Source organism: Streptomyces sp. NPDC002619 (genome assembly GCF_042889305.1).
In the GTDB taxonomy this organism is placed as follows: domain Bacteria; phylum Actinomycetota; class Actinomycetes; order Streptomycetales; family Streptomycetaceae; genus Streptomyces.
Genome location: NZ_JBIAQV010000005.1, coordinates 173,237 through 187,909, shown reverse-complemented (window position 1 = coordinate 187,909; position 14,673 = coordinate 173,237). Strand labels below are relative to the sequence as shown.

The 14,673-nt window shown below is 71.3% G+C and carries 20 protein-coding genes; 18 read left to right on the top strand and 2 right to left on the bottom strand.

Translation table 11 applies throughout. The annotated features are described in order from the left end of the window. Positions 1 to 3: 3 nt before the first annotated feature. From ACFYXB_RS11940 to ACFYXB_RS11910, 7 genes are all read left to right on the top strand, one after another. The gene (locus ACFYXB_RS11940; RefSeq protein WP_351345186.1) at positions 4 to 168 is read left to right on the top strand and encodes a hypothetical protein; all 165 of its coding nucleotides are present in this window, start codon (positions 4 to 6) and stop codon (positions 166 to 168) included. After that, on the top strand, positions 165 to 809 hold the full coding sequence (gene hisH / locus ACFYXB_RS11935) for an imidazole glycerol phosphate synthase subunit HisH (RefSeq protein WP_389580614.1): 645 nt from the start codon (positions 165 to 167) through the stop codon (positions 807 to 809). The genes ACFYXB_RS11940 and hisH overlap by 4 nt, the downstream gene beginning before the upstream one ends. 3 nt (positions 810 to 812) lie before the next feature. After that, positions 813 to 1,538 carry a bifunctional 1-(5-phosphoribosyl)-5-((5-phosphoribosylamino)methylideneamino)imidazole-4-carboxamide isomerase/phosphoribosylanthranilate isomerase PriA gene (gene priA, locus ACFYXB_RS11930; protein ID WP_351345192.1) on the top strand — a complete coding sequence of 242 codons (726 nt, stop codon included), beginning with the start codon at positions 813 to 815 and terminating at the stop codon, positions 1,536 to 1,538. Beyond that, positions 1,535 to 1,930, top strand: coding sequence for a RidA family protein (locus tag ACFYXB_RS11925; RefSeq protein WP_389580611.1), 396 nt, complete (start codon positions 1,535 to 1,537; stop codon positions 1,928 to 1,930). Before priA ends, ACFYXB_RS11925 begins: the two co-directional genes overlap by 4 nt. Continuing rightward, entirely contained in the window at positions 1,927 to 2,682 is a 756-nt protein-coding gene (gene hisF / locus ACFYXB_RS11920; RefSeq protein ID WP_389580608.1) for an imidazole glycerol phosphate synthase subunit HisF, read from the top strand. The genes ACFYXB_RS11925 and hisF overlap by 4 nt, the downstream gene beginning before the upstream one ends. A 103-nt stretch (positions 2,683 to 2,785) precedes the next feature. Beyond that, positions 2,786 to 3,373 carry an ArsR/SmtB family transcription factor gene (locus ACFYXB_RS11915; RefSeq protein ID WP_389580606.1) on the top strand — a complete coding sequence of 196 codons (588 nt, stop codon included), beginning with the start codon at positions 2,786 to 2,788 and terminating at the stop codon, positions 3,371 to 3,373. Between the two features lie 16 nt (positions 3,374 to 3,389). After that, a complete protein-coding gene (locus ACFYXB_RS11910; RefSeq protein WP_389580929.1) occupies positions 3,390 to 4,631 on the top strand; it encodes an MFS transporter in 1,242 nt (413 codons plus the stop codon). A 6-nt stretch (positions 4,632 to 4,637) separates the two neighbouring features. Here ACFYXB_RS11910 and ACFYXB_RS11905 read toward each other — a convergent pair whose 3' ends face one another. Next, positions 4,638 to 5,036, bottom strand: a complete 399-nt coding sequence (locus tag ACFYXB_RS11905; RefSeq protein WP_389580604.1) for a VOC family protein — start codon at positions 5,034 to 5,036, stop codon at positions 4,638 to 4,640. Between the two features lie 20 nt (positions 5,037 to 5,056). Continuing rightward, positions 5,057 to 5,692: a TIGR03085 family metal-binding protein gene (locus tag ACFYXB_RS11900; RefSeq protein WP_389580601.1), complete on the bottom strand. Its 636-nt coding sequence runs from the start codon at positions 5,690 to 5,692 to the stop codon at positions 5,057 to 5,059. Positions 5,693 to 5,762: 70 nt separating this feature from the next. Here ACFYXB_RS11900 and hisI point away from each other — a divergent pair, with 70 nt between their 5' ends. From hisI to lgt, 11 genes are all read left to right on the top strand, one after another. Continuing rightward, on the top strand, positions 5,763 to 6,155 hold the full coding sequence (gene hisI / locus ACFYXB_RS11895) for a phosphoribosyl-AMP cyclohydrolase (protein ID WP_389580598.1): 393 nt from the start codon (positions 5,763 to 5,765) through the stop codon (positions 6,153 to 6,155). A gap of 11 nt (positions 6,156 to 6,166) precedes the next feature. After that, positions 6,167 to 7,648: an anthranilate synthase component I gene (locus ACFYXB_RS11890; protein WP_389580595.1), complete on the top strand. Its 1,482-nt coding sequence runs from the start codon at positions 6,167 to 6,169 to the stop codon at positions 7,646 to 7,648. A 50-nt stretch (positions 7,649 to 7,698) separates the two neighbouring features. After that, positions 7,699 to 8,337, top strand: coding sequence for a TIGR02234 family membrane protein (locus tag ACFYXB_RS11885; RefSeq protein ID WP_388496759.1), 639 nt, complete (start codon positions 7,699 to 7,701; stop codon positions 8,335 to 8,337). Between the two features lie 155 nt (positions 8,338 to 8,492). Beyond that, the gene (locus tag ACFYXB_RS11880) at positions 8,493 to 8,756 is read left to right on the top strand and encodes an HGxxPAAW family protein (RefSeq protein WP_389580592.1); all 264 of its coding nucleotides are present in this window, start codon (positions 8,493 to 8,495) and stop codon (positions 8,754 to 8,756) included. Between the two features lie 103 nt (positions 8,757 to 8,859). Then, positions 8,860 to 9,300, top strand: coding sequence for a DUF2752 domain-containing protein (locus ACFYXB_RS11875; RefSeq protein ID WP_351345224.1), 441 nt, complete (start codon positions 8,860 to 8,862; stop codon positions 9,298 to 9,300). A 134-nt stretch (positions 9,301 to 9,434) separates the two neighbouring features. Continuing rightward, entirely contained in the window at positions 9,435 to 10,244 is an 810-nt protein-coding gene (gene trpC, locus ACFYXB_RS11870) for an indole-3-glycerol phosphate synthase TrpC (RefSeq protein ID WP_351345227.1), read from the top strand. Between the two features lie 22 nt (positions 10,245 to 10,266). Beyond that, positions 10,267 to 10,488, top strand: coding sequence for a tryptophan biosynthesis modulator TrpM (gene trpM, locus ACFYXB_RS11865; RefSeq protein WP_388496756.1), 222 nt, complete (start codon positions 10,267 to 10,269; stop codon positions 10,486 to 10,488). A gap of 61 nt (positions 10,489 to 10,549) precedes the next feature. Beyond that, on the top strand, positions 10,550 to 11,839 hold the full coding sequence (gene trpB, locus ACFYXB_RS11860; protein ID WP_351345230.1) for a tryptophan synthase subunit beta: 1,290 nt from the start codon (positions 10,550 to 10,552) through the stop codon (positions 11,837 to 11,839). Continuing rightward, positions 11,836 to 12,654 (top strand): tryptophan synthase subunit alpha, encoded by an 819-nt coding sequence (gene trpA, locus ACFYXB_RS11855; RefSeq protein WP_389580588.1) that lies wholly within the window; start codon positions 11,836 to 11,838, stop codon positions 12,652 to 12,654. The genes trpB and trpA overlap by 4 nt, the downstream gene beginning before the upstream one ends. A gap of 110 nt (positions 12,655 to 12,764) precedes the next feature. Next, on the top strand, positions 12,765 to 13,535 hold the full coding sequence (locus ACFYXB_RS11850) for a DsbA family protein (protein WP_389580585.1): 771 nt from the start codon (positions 12,765 to 12,767) through the stop codon (positions 13,533 to 13,535). 90 nt (positions 13,536 to 13,625) lie between these two features. Then, complete coding sequence (gene lgt / locus ACFYXB_RS11845; RefSeq protein ID WP_389580583.1) at positions 13,626 to 14,618, top strand: prolipoprotein diacylglyceryl transferase; 993 nt, start codon at positions 13,626 to 13,628, stop codon at positions 14,616 to 14,618. Positions 14,619 to 14,673 lie beyond the last annotated feature (55 nt).

Below are 14,673 nucleotides of genomic sequence, written 5' to 3'. Positions count from 1 at the left end.
GCCATGAACGGACTCTCCACCATCCTGATCGTCGTCGGCCTCTTCTTCGTCGGCGGCATCGTCTCCTTCGTCAAGCAGCAGATGCCGAGGAGTCTCATCGTGCTGCTGTCGATCGCGGCGGCATTTTGTCTCGTCGCCGGCGTCCTGCGGCTGGAGGTGTGGAATTGAGCGCTGCTTCGAAGAAGGTCGTCGTCTTCGACTACGGCTTCGGCAACGTCCGTTCCGCCGAGCGTGCCCTCGCGCGCGCGGGGGCCGACGTCGAGCTGACCCGCGACTTCGACAGGGCCATGAACGCGGACGGCCTGCTGGTGCCGGGCGTCGGCGCCTTCGCCGCCTGCATGAAGGGTCTGCGCGAGGCCCGCGGCGACTGGATCGTCGACCGCCGGCTCTCCGGCGGGCGCCCGGTGATGGGCATCTGCGTCGGAATGCAGATCCTGTTCGCGCGGGGCATCGAGCACGGCGTCGAGACCGAGGGCCTCGACGAGTGGCCCGGCTCGGTCGAGCCGCTGGAGGCCGAGGTCGTGCCCCACATGGGCTGGAACACCGTCGAGGCGGCGCCCGGCTCCGAGCTGTTCGCCGGCCTGGACGCCGACGCCCGCTTCTACTTCGTGCACTCCTACGCCGTCCACGACTGGGCCCTGGAGACGAACAACCCGCTACTACGCACCCCCATGGTGACCTGGTCGACGCACGGCAAGCCCTTCGTGGCCGCCGTGGAGAACGGCGCCCTGTGGGCCACCCAGTTCCACCCCGAGAAGTCCGGCGACGCCGGAGCCCAGCTCCTCACCAACTGGATCGGAACCCTGTAGACCATGGCCAAGCTCGAACTCCTCCCCGCCGTCGACGTCCGCGACGGCCAGGCCGTTCGCCTCGTGCACGGCGAGTCCGGGACCGAGACGTCGTACGGCTCCCCCCTGGAGGCCGCCCTCGCGTGGCAGCGCTCCGGTGCCGAGTGGCTCCACCTGGTCGACCTGGACGCCGCGTTCGGCACGGGTGACAACCGCGACCTGATCGCCGAGGTCACCAAGGCCATGGACATCAAGGTGGAGCTGTCCGGCGGCATCCGCGACGACGCCTCGCTCGCCGCCGCGCTCGCCACGGGCTGCACGCGCGTCAACCTCGGCACGGCCGCCCTGGAGACCCCGGAGTGGGTCGCCAAGATCATCGCCGAGCACGGCGACAAGATCGCGGTCGGTCTCGACGTGCGCGGCACCACGCTGCGCGGCCGTGGCTGGACCCGCGACGGCGGTGACCTCTACGAGACGCTGGAGCGGCTCGACAAGGAGGGCTGCGAGCGGTACGTCGTCACCGACATCGCCAAGGACGGCACCCTGCAGGGCCCCAACCTGGAGCTCCTGAAGAACGTCTGCGCGGCCACGGACCGCCCGGTCGTCGCCTCCGGCGGGGTCTCCTCGCTGGACGACCTGCGGGCGATCGCCGACCTCGTGCCCCTCGGTGTCGAGGGCTCCATCGTCGGCAAGGCCCTGTACGCGAAGGCGTTCACCCTGGAAGAGGCCCTGGAGGCGGTGTCCCGGTGAGCGACGTACGACGTGTGTCCACAGGGGCGCCCTGGGAGGAGCAGTTCGGCTACTCCCGCGCGGTGGAGCTGCCGAACGGACTGGTGCTGGTCGCCGGCTGCACGTCCGTGGTGGACGGCCAGATCAGCGGGGGCGGCCCGTACGAGCAGGCGGTCAACTCCTTCAACGTCGCGCTGTCGGCGCTGGCGCAGGTGGGGCTCGGCCGCGACGATGTCGTACGGACGCGCATGTACATCACGCACGCCCGGGACGTGGACGAGGTCGGACGGGCGCACAAGGAGCTGTTCGACACCGTCCGGCCCGCCGCAACCATGATCATCGTCTCCGGTTTCGTGGATCCCGGCCTGGTCGTCGAGATCGAGGTGGAGGCGTTCCGAGGAGTGTCCGCATGAGCCTGGCCGTACGAGTCATCCCCTGCCTGGACGTGGACAACGGCCGGGTCGTCAAGGGTGTCAACTTCCAGAACCTGCGCGACGCGGGCGATCCCGTCGAGATGGCCAAGGTGTACGACGCCGAGGGCGCCGACGAGTTGACGTTCCTCGACATCACCGCGTCCTCGGGCAACCGGGAGACGACGTACGAGGTGGTGCGCCGCACCGCCGAGCAGGTCTTCATCCCGCTGACGGTCGGCGGCGGCGTGCGTACGGCCGAGGACGTCGACAAGCTGCTGCGGGCGGGCGCGGACAAAGTGGGCGTCAACACGGCGGCGATCGCGCGCCCGGACCTGATCCGGGAGATCGCGGAGCGCTTCGGGCGGCAGGTGCTGGTGCTGTCGGTGGACGCGCGCCGTACGCCGTCCGGCAGCTTCGAGGTGACGACCCACGGCGGCCGTCGCGGCACGGGCATCGACGCGGTGGAGTGGGCACACCGGGCGGCCGATCTCGGCGCCGGCGAGATCCTGCTGAACTCCATGGACGCGGACGGCACGAAGGACGGCTACGACCTGGAGATGATCGCGGCGGTCCGCAAGCACGTGACGGTCCCGGTCATCGCCTCCGGCGGCGCGGGCACCCTGTCCCACTTCCCCCCGGCCATCGCGGCGGGCGCGGACGCGGTGCTGGCGGCGTCGGTGTTCCACTTCGGCGATCTGCGGATCGGCGAGGTGAAGCAGGTACTGCGGGAGGCGGGGCACCCCGTGCGGTGAAGCCGCGCTGAGCTTCGGCGGCCACAGGCAGATACGGCAGATACGAAAGAGAGGTTGCACAAAATCTATTGTGCAACTTTTCTTTCGTATCTAGCCTGAGGGCATGCCGAGCAACGAGAACCGTCGGATCACGGACGTCGGGACGCTGAAGGCCCTCGCGCATCCCTTGCGGGCGAACCTGTACCGGCTGCTGTGTGTCGAGCGCGTCGCCACGGCATCGCGGCTCGCCGAGCATGTGGACGAGGCCGTGTCCCTGGTCAGCTACCACCTGCGCAAGCTCGCCGAGCACGGGCTGATCGAGGAGGCGGAGCCGCAGACCGGGGACGGGCGGGAACGCTGGTGGCAGCCCGCCTCGGACGGGGTGAGCATCCGCGACGAGGACTTTCGTGGCGAACCCGGCAAGGCCGCGGCTCATCTGGCGGCGACCCGCCTCTTCCACGACCAGCGCACCGATCACTACCGGCGCTTCATGGACGAACGCCCCACCTGGGGGGCCGAGTGGAACACCGCGTCGGTGGACAACGAGTCCTGGATGCGGCTGACCCCTGCGGAACTCACGGCGCTGAGGTCGGAGTTGGAGGCTGTCCTGCGCACCTACGACGAGCGGGGCCGGGCCGCCGAAGCCGCGGGTGAGACCGAAGGGCGTGAACACGTCGCGCTCTACATGTACGGATTCCCGTTCCGTGTCTGAGAGGACCGAGAACCCCGTGGCCGCCACGCTCGTCGCCTCTGTCGCCGTCATCCCCGCTCACCGCGACCCCAACGTCCTGCGCTGGCTCGGGGCCTTCGCCTCCTCCATGGTCGGGGACAGCGTCTACTACATCGCCCTCTCCTGGGCCGCCGTGCAGACCGGGACGCCCTCGCAGGCCGGTGTCGTGATGTCGGTCAGTGCGCTGCCGCGGGCCCTGCTCATGCTGGGCGGGGGAGTGATCGCCGACCGGCTGGGGCCCCGGCGGGTCGTCATCGGGAGCGATGCCGTGCGGTGCGCCGCCGTACTCGCCGTCGCCGCGCTGCTGTTCCTCACCAGCCCCGGGCTGTGGCCGCTCGCCCTGCTGGCGCTGGTCTTCGGCACCGTCGACGCCGTGTTCATGCCCGCGGTGGGCGCCCTCCCGGCACGCATCACCGGCACCGACCAGTTGGCCCGCGTCCAGGGCATGCGGGGCCTCGCGATCCGCTTCGCGAGCGTCGTCGGCGCCCCGCTCGGCGGCCTCGGCGTGGCCCTCGGTGGCGCGGCGGCCGCGTTCGCCCTCGCCGGGCTGCTCATCGCGGTGTCGGTGCCGTTGCTGGTCTCCGTACGGGTCCGGGAACCGGCCACGAGAGACGACGTCAGCAGCCGTGCCACCTCCTGGGGCGATCTCGCCGCCGGGCTGCGCTACATCCGCCGCCACCGTGTCCTCGGCCCCCTGATGCTCGCCATCGCCCTCGGCGACCTCGGCTTCGTCGGGCCGCTCAACGTCGGGCTGACCCTGCTCGCCGACCGGCGCGGCTGGGGCGCCTCCGGGATGGGCTGGGTGCTCGCCGGATTCGGGGTGGGCGCGGGCGCCGCCTCACTGGTGCTGACCGTCCGGGGGCGGCTGCCGCGCGCGGGGCTGGTCGCCGGGTACGCCATCCTCGCCGGCTCCGTCGCCATCGGCGCCCTCGCCTACGTCCCGGCCCTCGTCGGCGCCGTCGGCGCGGCCCTGCTCATCGGGCTGCTCGCCGGGCTGAGCGGCGCGATGTGTGCCGCCCTGCTCCAGACCCACACCGACCCCGCCTACCTGGGCCGCGTCACCTCCGTGGCCAGCCTGGTCAGCCTCGGGTTCGCCCCGCTGAGCATGCCGTTCGCGGCCGCCGCGATCGGGGCCTGGGGCACGGGCCCGGTGTTCGTCGTCAGCGCGGTGGTCTGCGGGCTCGGCGGGGTGGTCGCCCTGTGCGTCCCCGGCCTGCGCCGCGCGGAGCTGCCCCGCTGAGGCCGCTCAGCCCTTCGGCTGCGTCAGCTGCACCAGATTGCCGAGCGAGTCGTCCAGTACGGCCGCGAGCACCGGCCCCTGGTCCTGCGGGGCATGGGTGAAGCGCACGCCGAGGTCGCGCAGCCGCTCGTACTCCCCCGGCAGGTCGTCCACGGAGAAGACGATGGACGGCAGCCCGGCCTCGTACAGCGCCGTGCGGTACGACTCCGCGATGGGGCTCTGGCCGGGCTCCAGCAGCAGCTGAAGATCCGGCTGGGCCCCGTTCGGCGCCCCCACGGTGACGAACAGGTTGCCGTCGCCCAGGTCCACACGGATGCGCGTCTCGAAGCCGAGGACGTCCGTGTAGAAGGCATGGGCCCGCGCCACGTCGTCGACGTACACACCCGTCATCGCGACCTTGATCATGAGCGCCTCTCAGTCCCGAGTCAGATGCCCAGTTGCTTCGACTCCTGCAGCTTGGCGATCGCGTTCTCGTCGCCGTCCAGCTCGACCTTCGCCGTGTTCTGCCGGCCGAACGCGAACAGCAGCAGCTCCGAGGGCTCGCCCGTGACCGTCACCACGGGCGCGCCCCGATGGGCCACCGCCGTCTGCCCGTCCGGGCGGCGCAGCACCACCCCCGTCGGCACGCCCCGCCCCAGTAGCCGGGCGGTGCGCTCCAGACGCGACCACAGGGCGTCCTGGAAGACGGGGTCGAGCTCGCGCGGCGTCCAGTCCGGCTGGGCGCGGCGGACGTCCTCCGTGTGGACGTAGAACTCGACGATGTTGGCTGCCTCGTCGAGCTGCTTGAGCTGGAAGGGTGAGAAGCGCGGCGGGCCGGTACGGATCAGCTGGATCAGCTCCTCGTACGGCTTCGCGGCGTACTCGTCCATCACCTTCTCCAGGCGTGGGGCGAGTGGCTTGATCAGGGTGCCACCGGCCGCGTCGGGGCGGCGTTCGCGCACCACCACGTGCGCTGCGAGGTCACGGGTCTGCCAGCCCTCGCAGAGGGTCGGGGCGTCGGGGCCGGTGGTTTCCAAGAGGTCGGCGAGCAGAAGCCGTTCACGCTTGGCGAAGGTCGACATACCGTCAGCCTACGACCACGCTGTGGACACCGCACCGGCCCTGTCCCCGCGGCGCGGCACAATGGCACCTATGACCAGCGTGCCCCCGCCCAGCAGCCTCGACCCCGAGATCGCCGCCCGCCTCAAGCGCAGCGCCGACGGACTCGTCCCCGCGATCGCCCAGCAGTACGACACCGGAGAGGTGCTCATGCTCGGCTGGATGGACGACGAGGCGCTGCATCGCACCCTGACCACCGGCCGCTGCACCTACTGGTCGCGCAGCCGCCAGGAGTACTGGGTCAAGGGCGACACCTCCGGCCACGTCCAGTGGGTCAAGTCCGTCGCCCTCGACTGCGACGCCGACACCGTGCTGGTCCAGGTCGACCAGGTCGGCGCCGCCTGCCACACCGGCGCGCGCACCTGCTTCGACGCGGACGTGCTGGTGAAGGACGCCGGTTCGGGCGTACCGGCCGTGGATCAGTAAGGTCGGCCGCCATGGACCTCGAGACGTTCCGCAAACTCGCCACCGACCGCCGCGTCATCCCGGTCACCCGCAAGCTCCTCGCTGACGGCGACACCCCGGTCGCGCTCTACCGCAAACTGGCCGCCGAGCGCCCCGGCACCTTCCTTCTCGAGTCCGCGGAGAACGGCCGCACGGCGTTTCAATGGTCTCGCTACTCCTTCGTCGGCGTCCGCTCCGCCGCCACCCTCACCGTGCGTGACGGCCAGGCCCACTGGCTCGGTACCCCGCCCGTCGGCGTCCCGGTCGAGGGCGACCCCCTCGCGGCCCTGCGCACCACCATCGAGGCCCTGCACACCCCGCACCAGGACGGCCTGCCCCCGTTCACCGGCGGCATGGTCGGCTACCTCGGCTACGACATCGTCCGCCGCCTGGAGAAGATCGGCCCCGGCGAGCGCGACGACCTGAAGCTCCCCGAGCTGACCATGCTCCTCACCAGCGACCTCGCCGTCATGGACCACTGGGAGGGCTCGGTCCTGCTGATCGCCAACGCGATCAACCACAACGACCTCGACACCGGCGTCGACGAGGCCCACGCCGACGCCGTGGCCCGCCTCGACGCCATGGAGGCCGACCTCGCCCGCCCGGTCGCCCAGCCCCCGGCGGTCCTGCCGCCATCCGAACTGCCCGAGTACACCGCGCTGTGGGGCGGCCCCGACTTCCAAGCCGCCGTCGAGGACATCAAGGAGCGCATCCGCGCCGGCGAGGCCTTCCAGGTCGTCCCCTCGCAGCGCTTCGAAACCCCGTGCACGGCAAGCGCGTTGGACGTCTACCGGGTCCTCAGGGCCACCAATCCGTCGCCGTACATGTACCTGTTCCGCTTCGACGGCTTCGACGTCGTCGGATCCAGCCCGGAAGCGTTGGTCAAGGTCGAGGACGGGCGGGCCATGGTTCACCCCATCGCCGGCACCCGGCCCCGCGGCGCCACCCCGCAGGAGGACCAGGCCCTCGCCGAGGAACTGCTCGCAGACCCCAAGGAGCGCGCCGAGCACCTGATGCTCGTCGACCTCGGCCGCAACGACCTCGGACGGGTCTGTGAGCCCGGCTCCGTCGAGGTCGTCGACTTCATGTCCGTCGAGCGCTACTCGCATGTCATGCACATCGTCTCGACCGTCACCGGCCAGGTCGCCGGGGGCCGTACCGCCTTCGACGTCCTCACGGCGTGCTTCCCGGCGGGCACCCTCTCCGGCGCCCCCAAGCCCCGCGCGATGCAGATCATCGACGAGCTCGAACCGTCCCGGCGCGGGCTGTACGGCGGCTGCGTCGGCTACCTCGACTTCGCCGGCGACTCCGACACGGCCATCGCCATCCGTACGGCCCTCCTGCGCGACGGCACCGCCTACGTCCAGGCCGGCGCCGGCATCGTCGCCGACTCCGACCCGGTCGCCGAGGACCAGGAATGCCGCAACAAGGCGGCTGCGGTCCTGCGCGCGGTGTACACGGCGAACCGTCTTTGAAGGGCCTGAGTCGAACCCCGGGTGACGGTTCGCCCGGGGTTCAGGCGATAGTGGACTACGTGACAGCCGTACCTCACCCCCGTTACGAAGCCGCTGGACCCGCGCGGGCCGGCCGCCGGAGTCTCGCCGTGGCCCTGCTGTGCGGCGCGCTCGGCGCGGCCGTGGCGCTGCTGGCCACCCGGCAGCGTTGGTCGGAGGGCACCACGACGGTGGCCGGCGGCGCCTTCCCGCTGACCGCCAGTGGCAGCGACGTCACAGGCGTGCCCGCGGCCCTCGCCATAGTGGGCCTCGCCGCGCTCGTCGCCGTCTTCGCCGTCCGCCGGGCCGGCCGGTTCGCGGTCGCCGCGCTCCTCGCGCTCTCCGGCGCGGGCACGGTCGCCGCGGCCCTCAGCGGCGCCTCCGACGGCTCCGCGCTCGACGAGAAGGCCGCCGAGGCCACCGGCGACTCCTCCGCGACCGTGGCCGCGCTCACCCATACGGGCTGGCCCTATGTCGCGGCCGCCGGCGGCGTCCTGCTCCTGCTCGCCGGGCTCCTCGCCCTGCGCTATGGCAGGCTGTGGCCCGCCATGTCCGGCCGCTACGAGCGCGGCACCGCACGCCCGCGCCGCGCCGCCGCGCCGGTCGACCCCGACCGGCCCGAGGACCTCTGGAAGGCCCTGGACCGCGGCGAGGACCCGACCGGGGCGTAGGTTCCGGGGCCGTCCTGCCCGGGACTGACGTCCCGATGTGGCGAAACAGACGTCCCTCAAGAGCGACCCCAGCCCACGGCGGGCGCACGCGTACGGGACAATGGACGGTGATGAGCGTCCGGCTCACACACGCACACAGCAACGAGGAGCAAGCAATGGCGGGCAGCAGCCACGGTCACACCCCGGCCGCCTGGACCGGTGTCATCATCGCCTTCATCGGTTTCTGCGTCGCGGGCGCCTTCATGGTGATGGCACAGCCGCTCGGTTTCTGGGCCGGTATGGTGATCATCGTCCTCGGCGGTGTCGTCGGCGCCATCATGCGCTCCGTGGGCCTCGGCCAGCCGAAGGACGCCCACGCGGTGCCCCAGCCGAAGCAGACGGTCGCGGTGACGCCCGAGCCGGCCGCCGCCAAGAGCTGACCCCGCCGTAGGGCGTCCTCGTACGTCCTCGTGTAGGGGCGGCCCCCGCGCCGAGCGTGCCAGGGCCGCCCCTCTCGCGCGTCCGCGGCCCGCGAAGGGCACAATGCGAGACGTGAACACCGACAGTCAGCACGTCGTACCGCGCGTGAGCCCGCTGGGCCGACTGGCCGTCCCGGCCGGGATCCTCACCGCCGTCGCCGGGGCCTTCGCCTACGTCGGGACCGTCGACCCGTACGAACCCGGTCACTACCCGGTGTGCCCCCTCTACCGCCTGACAGGCCTGTACTGCCCCGGCTGCGGCGGACTGCGCAGCGCGCACGCCTTCATCCACGGCGACTTCACGGCCGCACTCCAGGCCAATGCCCTGGCCGTGGCCGCCTACCTCGGCTTTGCCGTCCTGTGGACTGTCTGGGTCGTCCGCGCGGCCCGCGGCCGGCCGCTGCGGTTCACGCTCGGGACGGCCCAGCTGTGGAGCCTCGGCGCGTTGCTGCTGGTCTTCACCCTTGTCCGGAACCTGCCGTTCGGTGGCTGGCTGCATCCTTGATCAACTCCTGGCTGTCCAGGTAGTGGGACCGGCGTCAACCGGATGTGAGGCATGCGCCGTCCTCCGGATACCATCGCAGTGACCATGGGTTTTAAAACCCGGTAGGAACAACCGCCCGGAAGGGGGCCGCTCGCGTGAGTGTGCTCGACGAGATCATCGACGGAGTCCGTGCCGACCTCGCGGAGCGGCAGGCGCGCGTCAGCCTCGACGAGCTCAAGGAGCGCGCCGCGAAGGCGCCCGCAGCCAAGGACGGCGTGGCCGCACTGCGCGGCGAGGGCGTCAAAGTGATCTGCGAGGTCAAGCGCTCCAGCCCGTCCAAGGGTGCGCTCGCCGCGATCGCCGACCCGGCCGGCCTCGCGGCCGACTACGAGGCGGGCGGCGCGGCCGTCATCTCCGTCCTCACCGAACAGCGCCGCTTCGGCGGCTCGCTCGCCGACCTGGAGGCGGTCCGGGCCCGCGTGGACATCCCGGTCCTGCGCAAGGACTTCATCGTCACGTCGTACCAGTTGTGGGAGGCCCGGGCGTACGGCGCCGACCTCGCGCTGCTGATCGTCGCCGCCCTCGACCAGTCGGCCCTGGAGTCGTTGATCGAGCGCGCCGTGTCCATCGGCCTCACCCCGCTCGTCGAGGTCCACGACGAGGACGAGGTCGAGCGCGCGGTCGACGCGGGCGCCAAGGTCATCGGCATCAACGCGCGCAACCTGAAGACGCTGGAGGTCGACCGCGGCACCTTCGAGCGCGTCGCGCCCGAGGTCCCGGAGGGCATCGTCAAGGTCGCCGAGTCCGGCGTTCGGGGCCCGCACGACCTCATCGCCTACGCCAACGCGGGCGCCGACGCGGTCCTGGTCGGCGAGTCCCTGGTCACCGGCCGCGACCCCAAGGCGGCGGTCTCCGACCTGGTGGCGGCGGGCGAACACCCCGCACTCCGGCACGGCCGCAGCTGAACTCCCGCTAGGCTTGCCCCCGATGACTCCGACGACCCCCCTGACGACCACGGACCGGTACGCCCGCCTCGCGCGCGGCTGCCGCCCCCGGGGCTGCCGCGCACCCGCCCGCCGGGTCCACGGCCGCAGGGTGCGGTACGTCATCGGAGACGAACCGGGCCAGGTAAACGGACGGCGATGGCAGCGCCCCTTCAGGGGCGCGGGGAACTGCGCGAGCAACCACAGCCGGCCGGCAGCCGACTGACAAATCCCCGCCCCCACGGCGAACAGTGTCTTTTCACACGCACTCACCGTGAGGTATCCGCATGCCCAGCGAGTTCTTCTACCCCGACCCGGAGGGTCAAGTCCCGAGTCCCGAAGGCTACTTCGGGGCGTTCGGCGGCAAGTTCATCCCGGAGGCCCTCGTCGCCGCCGTGGACGAGGTCGCCGTCGAGTACGACAAGGCGAAGCACGACCCCGAGTTCGCGCGCGAGCTCGACGATCTGCTGCTGAACTACACCGGCCGCCCCAGTGCCCTCACCGAGGTGCCGCGGTTCGGTGAACACGCCGGTGGCGCCCGGGTGTTCCTCAAGCGCGAGGACCTGAACCACACCGGCTCGCACAAGATCAACAACGTGCTCGGCCAGGCCCTGCTCACCAAGCGCATGGGCAAGACCCGCGTCATCGCCGAGACCGGTGCCGGCCAGCACGGCGTCGCGACCGCCACCGCCTGCGCGCTGTTCGGCCTCGACTGCACCATCTACATGGGCGAGATCGACACCGAGCGGCAGGCCCTCAACGTGGCCCGTATGCGCATGCTCGGCGCCGAGGTCGTCGCCGTGAAGTCCGGCAGTCGGACCCTGAAGGACGCCATCAACGAGGCCTTCCGGGACTGGGTCGCCAACGTCGACCACACCCACTACCTGTTCGGCACCGTCGCCGGTCCGCACCCCTTCCCGGCCATGGTGCGCGACTTCCACCGCGTCATCGGCGTCGAGGCCCGCCGCCAGCTCCTCGAGCGCGCCGGACGGCTGCCCGACGCCGCGATCGCCTGCGTCGGCGGCGGCTCCAACGCCATCGGCCTCTTCCACGCCTTCATCCCCGACGAGGGCGTCCGCCTCATCGGCTGCGAGCCGGCCGGTCACGGCGTCGAGACCGGCGAGCACGCGGCGACCCTGACCGCCGGCGAGCCCGGCATCCTGCACGGCTCCCGGTCCTACGTCCTGCAGGACGACGAGGGCCAGATCACCGAGCCGTACTCGATCTCGGCCGGTCTGGACTACCCGGGCATCGGGCCCGAGCACTCCTACCTCAAGGACAGCGGGCGCGGCGAGTACCGCGCGGTCACCGACGACGCCGCCATGCAGGCCCTGCGCCTGCTGTCGCGCACCGAGGGCATCATCCCGGCCATCGAGAGCGCCCACGCGCTGGCCGGTGCCCTGGAGGTCGGCAGGGAGCTGGGCAAGGACGGGTTGATCGTGGTCAACCTGTCCGGCCGCGGCGACAAGGACATGGACACGGCGGCCCGTTACTTCGGGCTGTACGACAACGGCGTGGACGCCGAGGTCGCGCCCAACGAGGCCGACACGGCCGAGATCGAGGGGGACGCCAAGTGAGCGGAAACATCCAACTGCTGTCGGACACCCTCGCCGGCGCCAAGTCCGAGGGCCGGGCCGCGCTCATCGCGTACCTCCCGGCCGGGTTCCCGACCGTGGACGGCGGCATCGAGGCCATCAAGGCCGTGTTCGACGGCGGCGCCGACGTCGTCGAGGTCGGGCTGCCGCACAGCGACCCGGTGCTCGACGGCCCGGTCATCCAGACCGCCGACGACATCGCCCTGCGCGGCGGGGTCAGGATCGCGGACGTCATGCGTACGGTCCGTGAGGCGTCGGCCGCCACCGGGAAGCCGGTGCTCGTCATGACGTACTGGAACCCCATCGACCGCTACGGCGTCGAGCGCTTCACTGCCGAGCTGGCCGAGGCGGGCGGCGCCGGCTGCATCCTGCCCGACCTGCCGGTCCAGGAGTCCGCGCTGTGGCGCGAGCACGCCGAGAAGCACGGCCTCGCGACGGTCTTCGTGGTCGCGCCCAGCAGCAAGGACGAGCGGCTCGCCGAGATCACCGCGGCGGGCAGCGGCTTCGTGTACGCGGCCTCGCTGATGGGTGTCACCGGCACCCGTGCGTCGGTCGGCGCGCAGGCCCAGGACCTGGTGGAGCGCACCCGGGCGACCGGCACCGAGCTGCCCGTCTGCGTCGGCCTCGGCGTCTCCAACAGTGCCCAGGCCGCCGAGGTGGCCGGCTTCGCCGACGGCGTGATCGTCGGCTCGGCGTTCGTGAAGCGGATGCTGGACGCGCCCGATCACGCGGCCGGCATCGAGGCCGTCCGCGAACTCGCCGGTGATCTGGCGAAGGGTGTGCGCGGACAGGCGTGACGCAAGGGATCGTGACGACGTGACGTAAGGGATATTCCGTACGACTCACTCGAACGGGTGGACCTGGGACCGGGGAGGCGCGCTGCGCCTCCCCGGTTCGTTTCCGGGGTGTGAGCGAGAAGAACCGTGATGGAAAGCGCACCGCCCGTGAGCAGCTGGCGGCAGAGCGCGAGAAGCAGAAGGCCGGGGAGAAGCGTCGACGTGCGCTGATCGTGGGCGCGAGTGTCGTCTGTGTCCTGGGACTCGCGGCGGTGATCGGCGTGATCGCCGCGAACGCGGGCAAGAACAAATCCAGTGACAACGCGGGCCCGGTCGCGGCGCCCTCGGGCGCGCAGGGCAAGGACGGCCTCGTGATCCCGGTCGGCAAGGACAACGCCAAGTCGACGCTCACGGTGTGGGAGGACTTCCGCTGTCCGGCCTGCCAGGCCTTCGAGACGACGTATCGCCCGACGCTCCACGAGCTGACCGACGCGGGCAAGCTCAAAGTGGAGTACCACCTGGTCACGCTGATTGACGGCAACCTCGGCGGCAGCGGCTCCCTACGCGCCGCCAACGCGGCGGCCTGCGCCCAGAGCGCCGGAAAGTTCCGCGACTTCCACGACGTGCTGTACGAGAACCAGCCCAAGGAGACAGACGACGCCTTCGCCGACAACGCGAAGCTGATCGAGCTGGCGGGCAAGGTTCAGGGCCTCAACACCCCGGCGTTCCAGAAGTGCGTCAAGGACGGTACACACGACAGCTGGGTCGTGAAGTCCAACCAGGCCTTCCGGGCGGGCGGCTTCACCGGCACACCGACCGTCCTGCTGGGCGGCAAGAACATCTACCAGACGCTGACCCCGGACAAGCTGAAGCAGCTGGTGGAGTCCGCCAACCAAGGGTGAGGGGGCGAGCGTTTCCCGCGTCCCCGTTATGGAGCCGTTGCCGGGCCGTGTGCCGTGTGCCCGGTCCGGCACGGTAGCGTCGACCTTGCCATGGAACTTGCCTACATTCCCAGCCCGTCGCGCGGTGTGCTGCACCTCGGCCCGATTCCGCTGCGCGGCTACGCGTTCTGCATCATCATCGGTGTCTTCGTTGCCGTCTGGCTCGGCAACAAGCGGTGGGTCGCCCGCGGCGGCCGGTCCGGCACGGTGGCCGACATCGCGGTCTGGGCCGTGCCCTTCGGCCTGGTCGGCGGCCGGCTCTACCACGTGATCACGGACTACGAGCTGTACTTCAGCGACGGCCGTGACTGGGTGAACGCCTTCAAGGTGTGGGAGGGCGGCCTCGGCATCTGGGGCGCGATCGCGCTCGGCGCGCTGGGCGCGTGGATCGGCGCGCGGCGCCGGGGCATCCCGCTGCCCGCGTACGCCGACGCCGTCGCACCCGGCATCGCCTTCGCGCAAGCGATCGGCCGCTGGGGCAACTGGTTCAACCAGGAGCTGTACGGCCGCGAGACGCACGTTCCCTGGGCGCTGCACATCACGTCCTCCGAGGGCGGCCGGGTGCCGGGCTACTACCACCCGACCTTCCTGTACGAGTCCCTGTGGTGCATCGGTGTCGCCCTGCTGGTCATCTGGGCCGACCGCCGCTTCCGGCTGGGGCACGGCCGGGCGTTCGCGCTGTACGTCGCCGCGTACTGCGTAGGCCGCTTCTGGATCGAGTACATGCGCGTCGACGACGCCCACCACATCCTGGGCCTGCGCCTCAACGACTGGACCGCGATCATCGTGTTCCTGCTGGCGGTGGTGTACATCGTGGTGTCGGCGAAGCGGCACCCCGGGCGGGAGGCCGTGGTGGAGCCCGGCGCCGATGCCTCCGGCGGCAAGACCGAGGACGGGACCGAGACCGCGGGCGGCACCGAGGCCGACGGCGCGACCGAGGGCGAGGTCGACTCCGAGGACAAGGCAGACGCCGAGCCGTCGGAGACCGAGGACGAGGTGTCGCAGACCAAGGACGAGGCCGAGTCCGGAGCCAAGAAGAGCTGACCATCGGCTGTACGACCACGAGGGCGCCCGGACTTCTTCGGGCGCCCTCGTCGTG

Excerpts from the sequence above, each read along its gene's own strand:
- ACFYXB_RS11940 (WP_351345186.1), top strand. The coding sequence starts at position 4 with ATGAACGGACTCTCCACCATCCTGATCGTCGTCGGCCTCTTCTTCGTC.
- priA (WP_351345192.1), top strand. The coding sequence starts at position 813 with ATGGCCAAGCTCGAACTCCTCCCCGCCGTCGACGTCCGCGACGGCCAG.
- hisF (WP_389580608.1), top strand. The coding sequence starts at position 1,927 with ATGAGCCTGGCCGTACGAGTCATCCCCTGCCTGGACGTGGACAACGGC.
- ACFYXB_RS11915 (WP_389580606.1), top strand. The coding sequence starts at position 2,786 with ATGCCGAGCAACGAGAACCGTCGGATCACGGACGTCGGGACGCTGAAG.
- ACFYXB_RS11905 (WP_389580604.1), bottom strand. The coding sequence starts at position 5,036 with ATGATCAAGGTCGCGATGACGGGTGTGTACGTCGACGACGTGGCGCGG.
- ACFYXB_RS11900 (WP_389580601.1), bottom strand. The coding sequence starts at position 5,692 with ATGTCGACCTTCGCCAAGCGTGAACGGCTTCTGCTCGCCGACCTCTTG.
- hisI (WP_389580598.1), top strand. The coding sequence starts at position 5,763 with ATGACCAGCGTGCCCCCGCCCAGCAGCCTCGACCCCGAGATCGCCGCC.
- ACFYXB_RS11890 (WP_389580595.1), top strand. The coding sequence starts at position 6,167 with ATGGACCTCGAGACGTTCCGCAAACTCGCCACCGACCGCCGCGTCATC.
- ACFYXB_RS11880 (WP_389580592.1), top strand. The coding sequence starts at position 8,493 with ATGGCGGGCAGCAGCCACGGTCACACCCCGGCCGCCTGGACCGGTGTC.
- ACFYXB_RS11875 (WP_351345224.1), top strand. The coding sequence starts at position 8,860 with ATGCGAGACGTGAACACCGACAGTCAGCACGTCGTACCGCGCGTGAGC.
- trpM (WP_388496756.1), top strand. The coding sequence starts at position 10,267 with ATGACTCCGACGACCCCCCTGACGACCACGGACCGGTACGCCCGCCTC.
- trpB (WP_351345230.1), top strand. The coding sequence starts at position 10,550 with ATGCCCAGCGAGTTCTTCTACCCCGACCCGGAGGGTCAAGTCCCGAGT.
- lgt (WP_389580583.1), top strand. The coding sequence starts at position 13,626 with ATGGAACTTGCCTACATTCCCAGCCCGTCGCGCGGTGTGCTGCACCTC.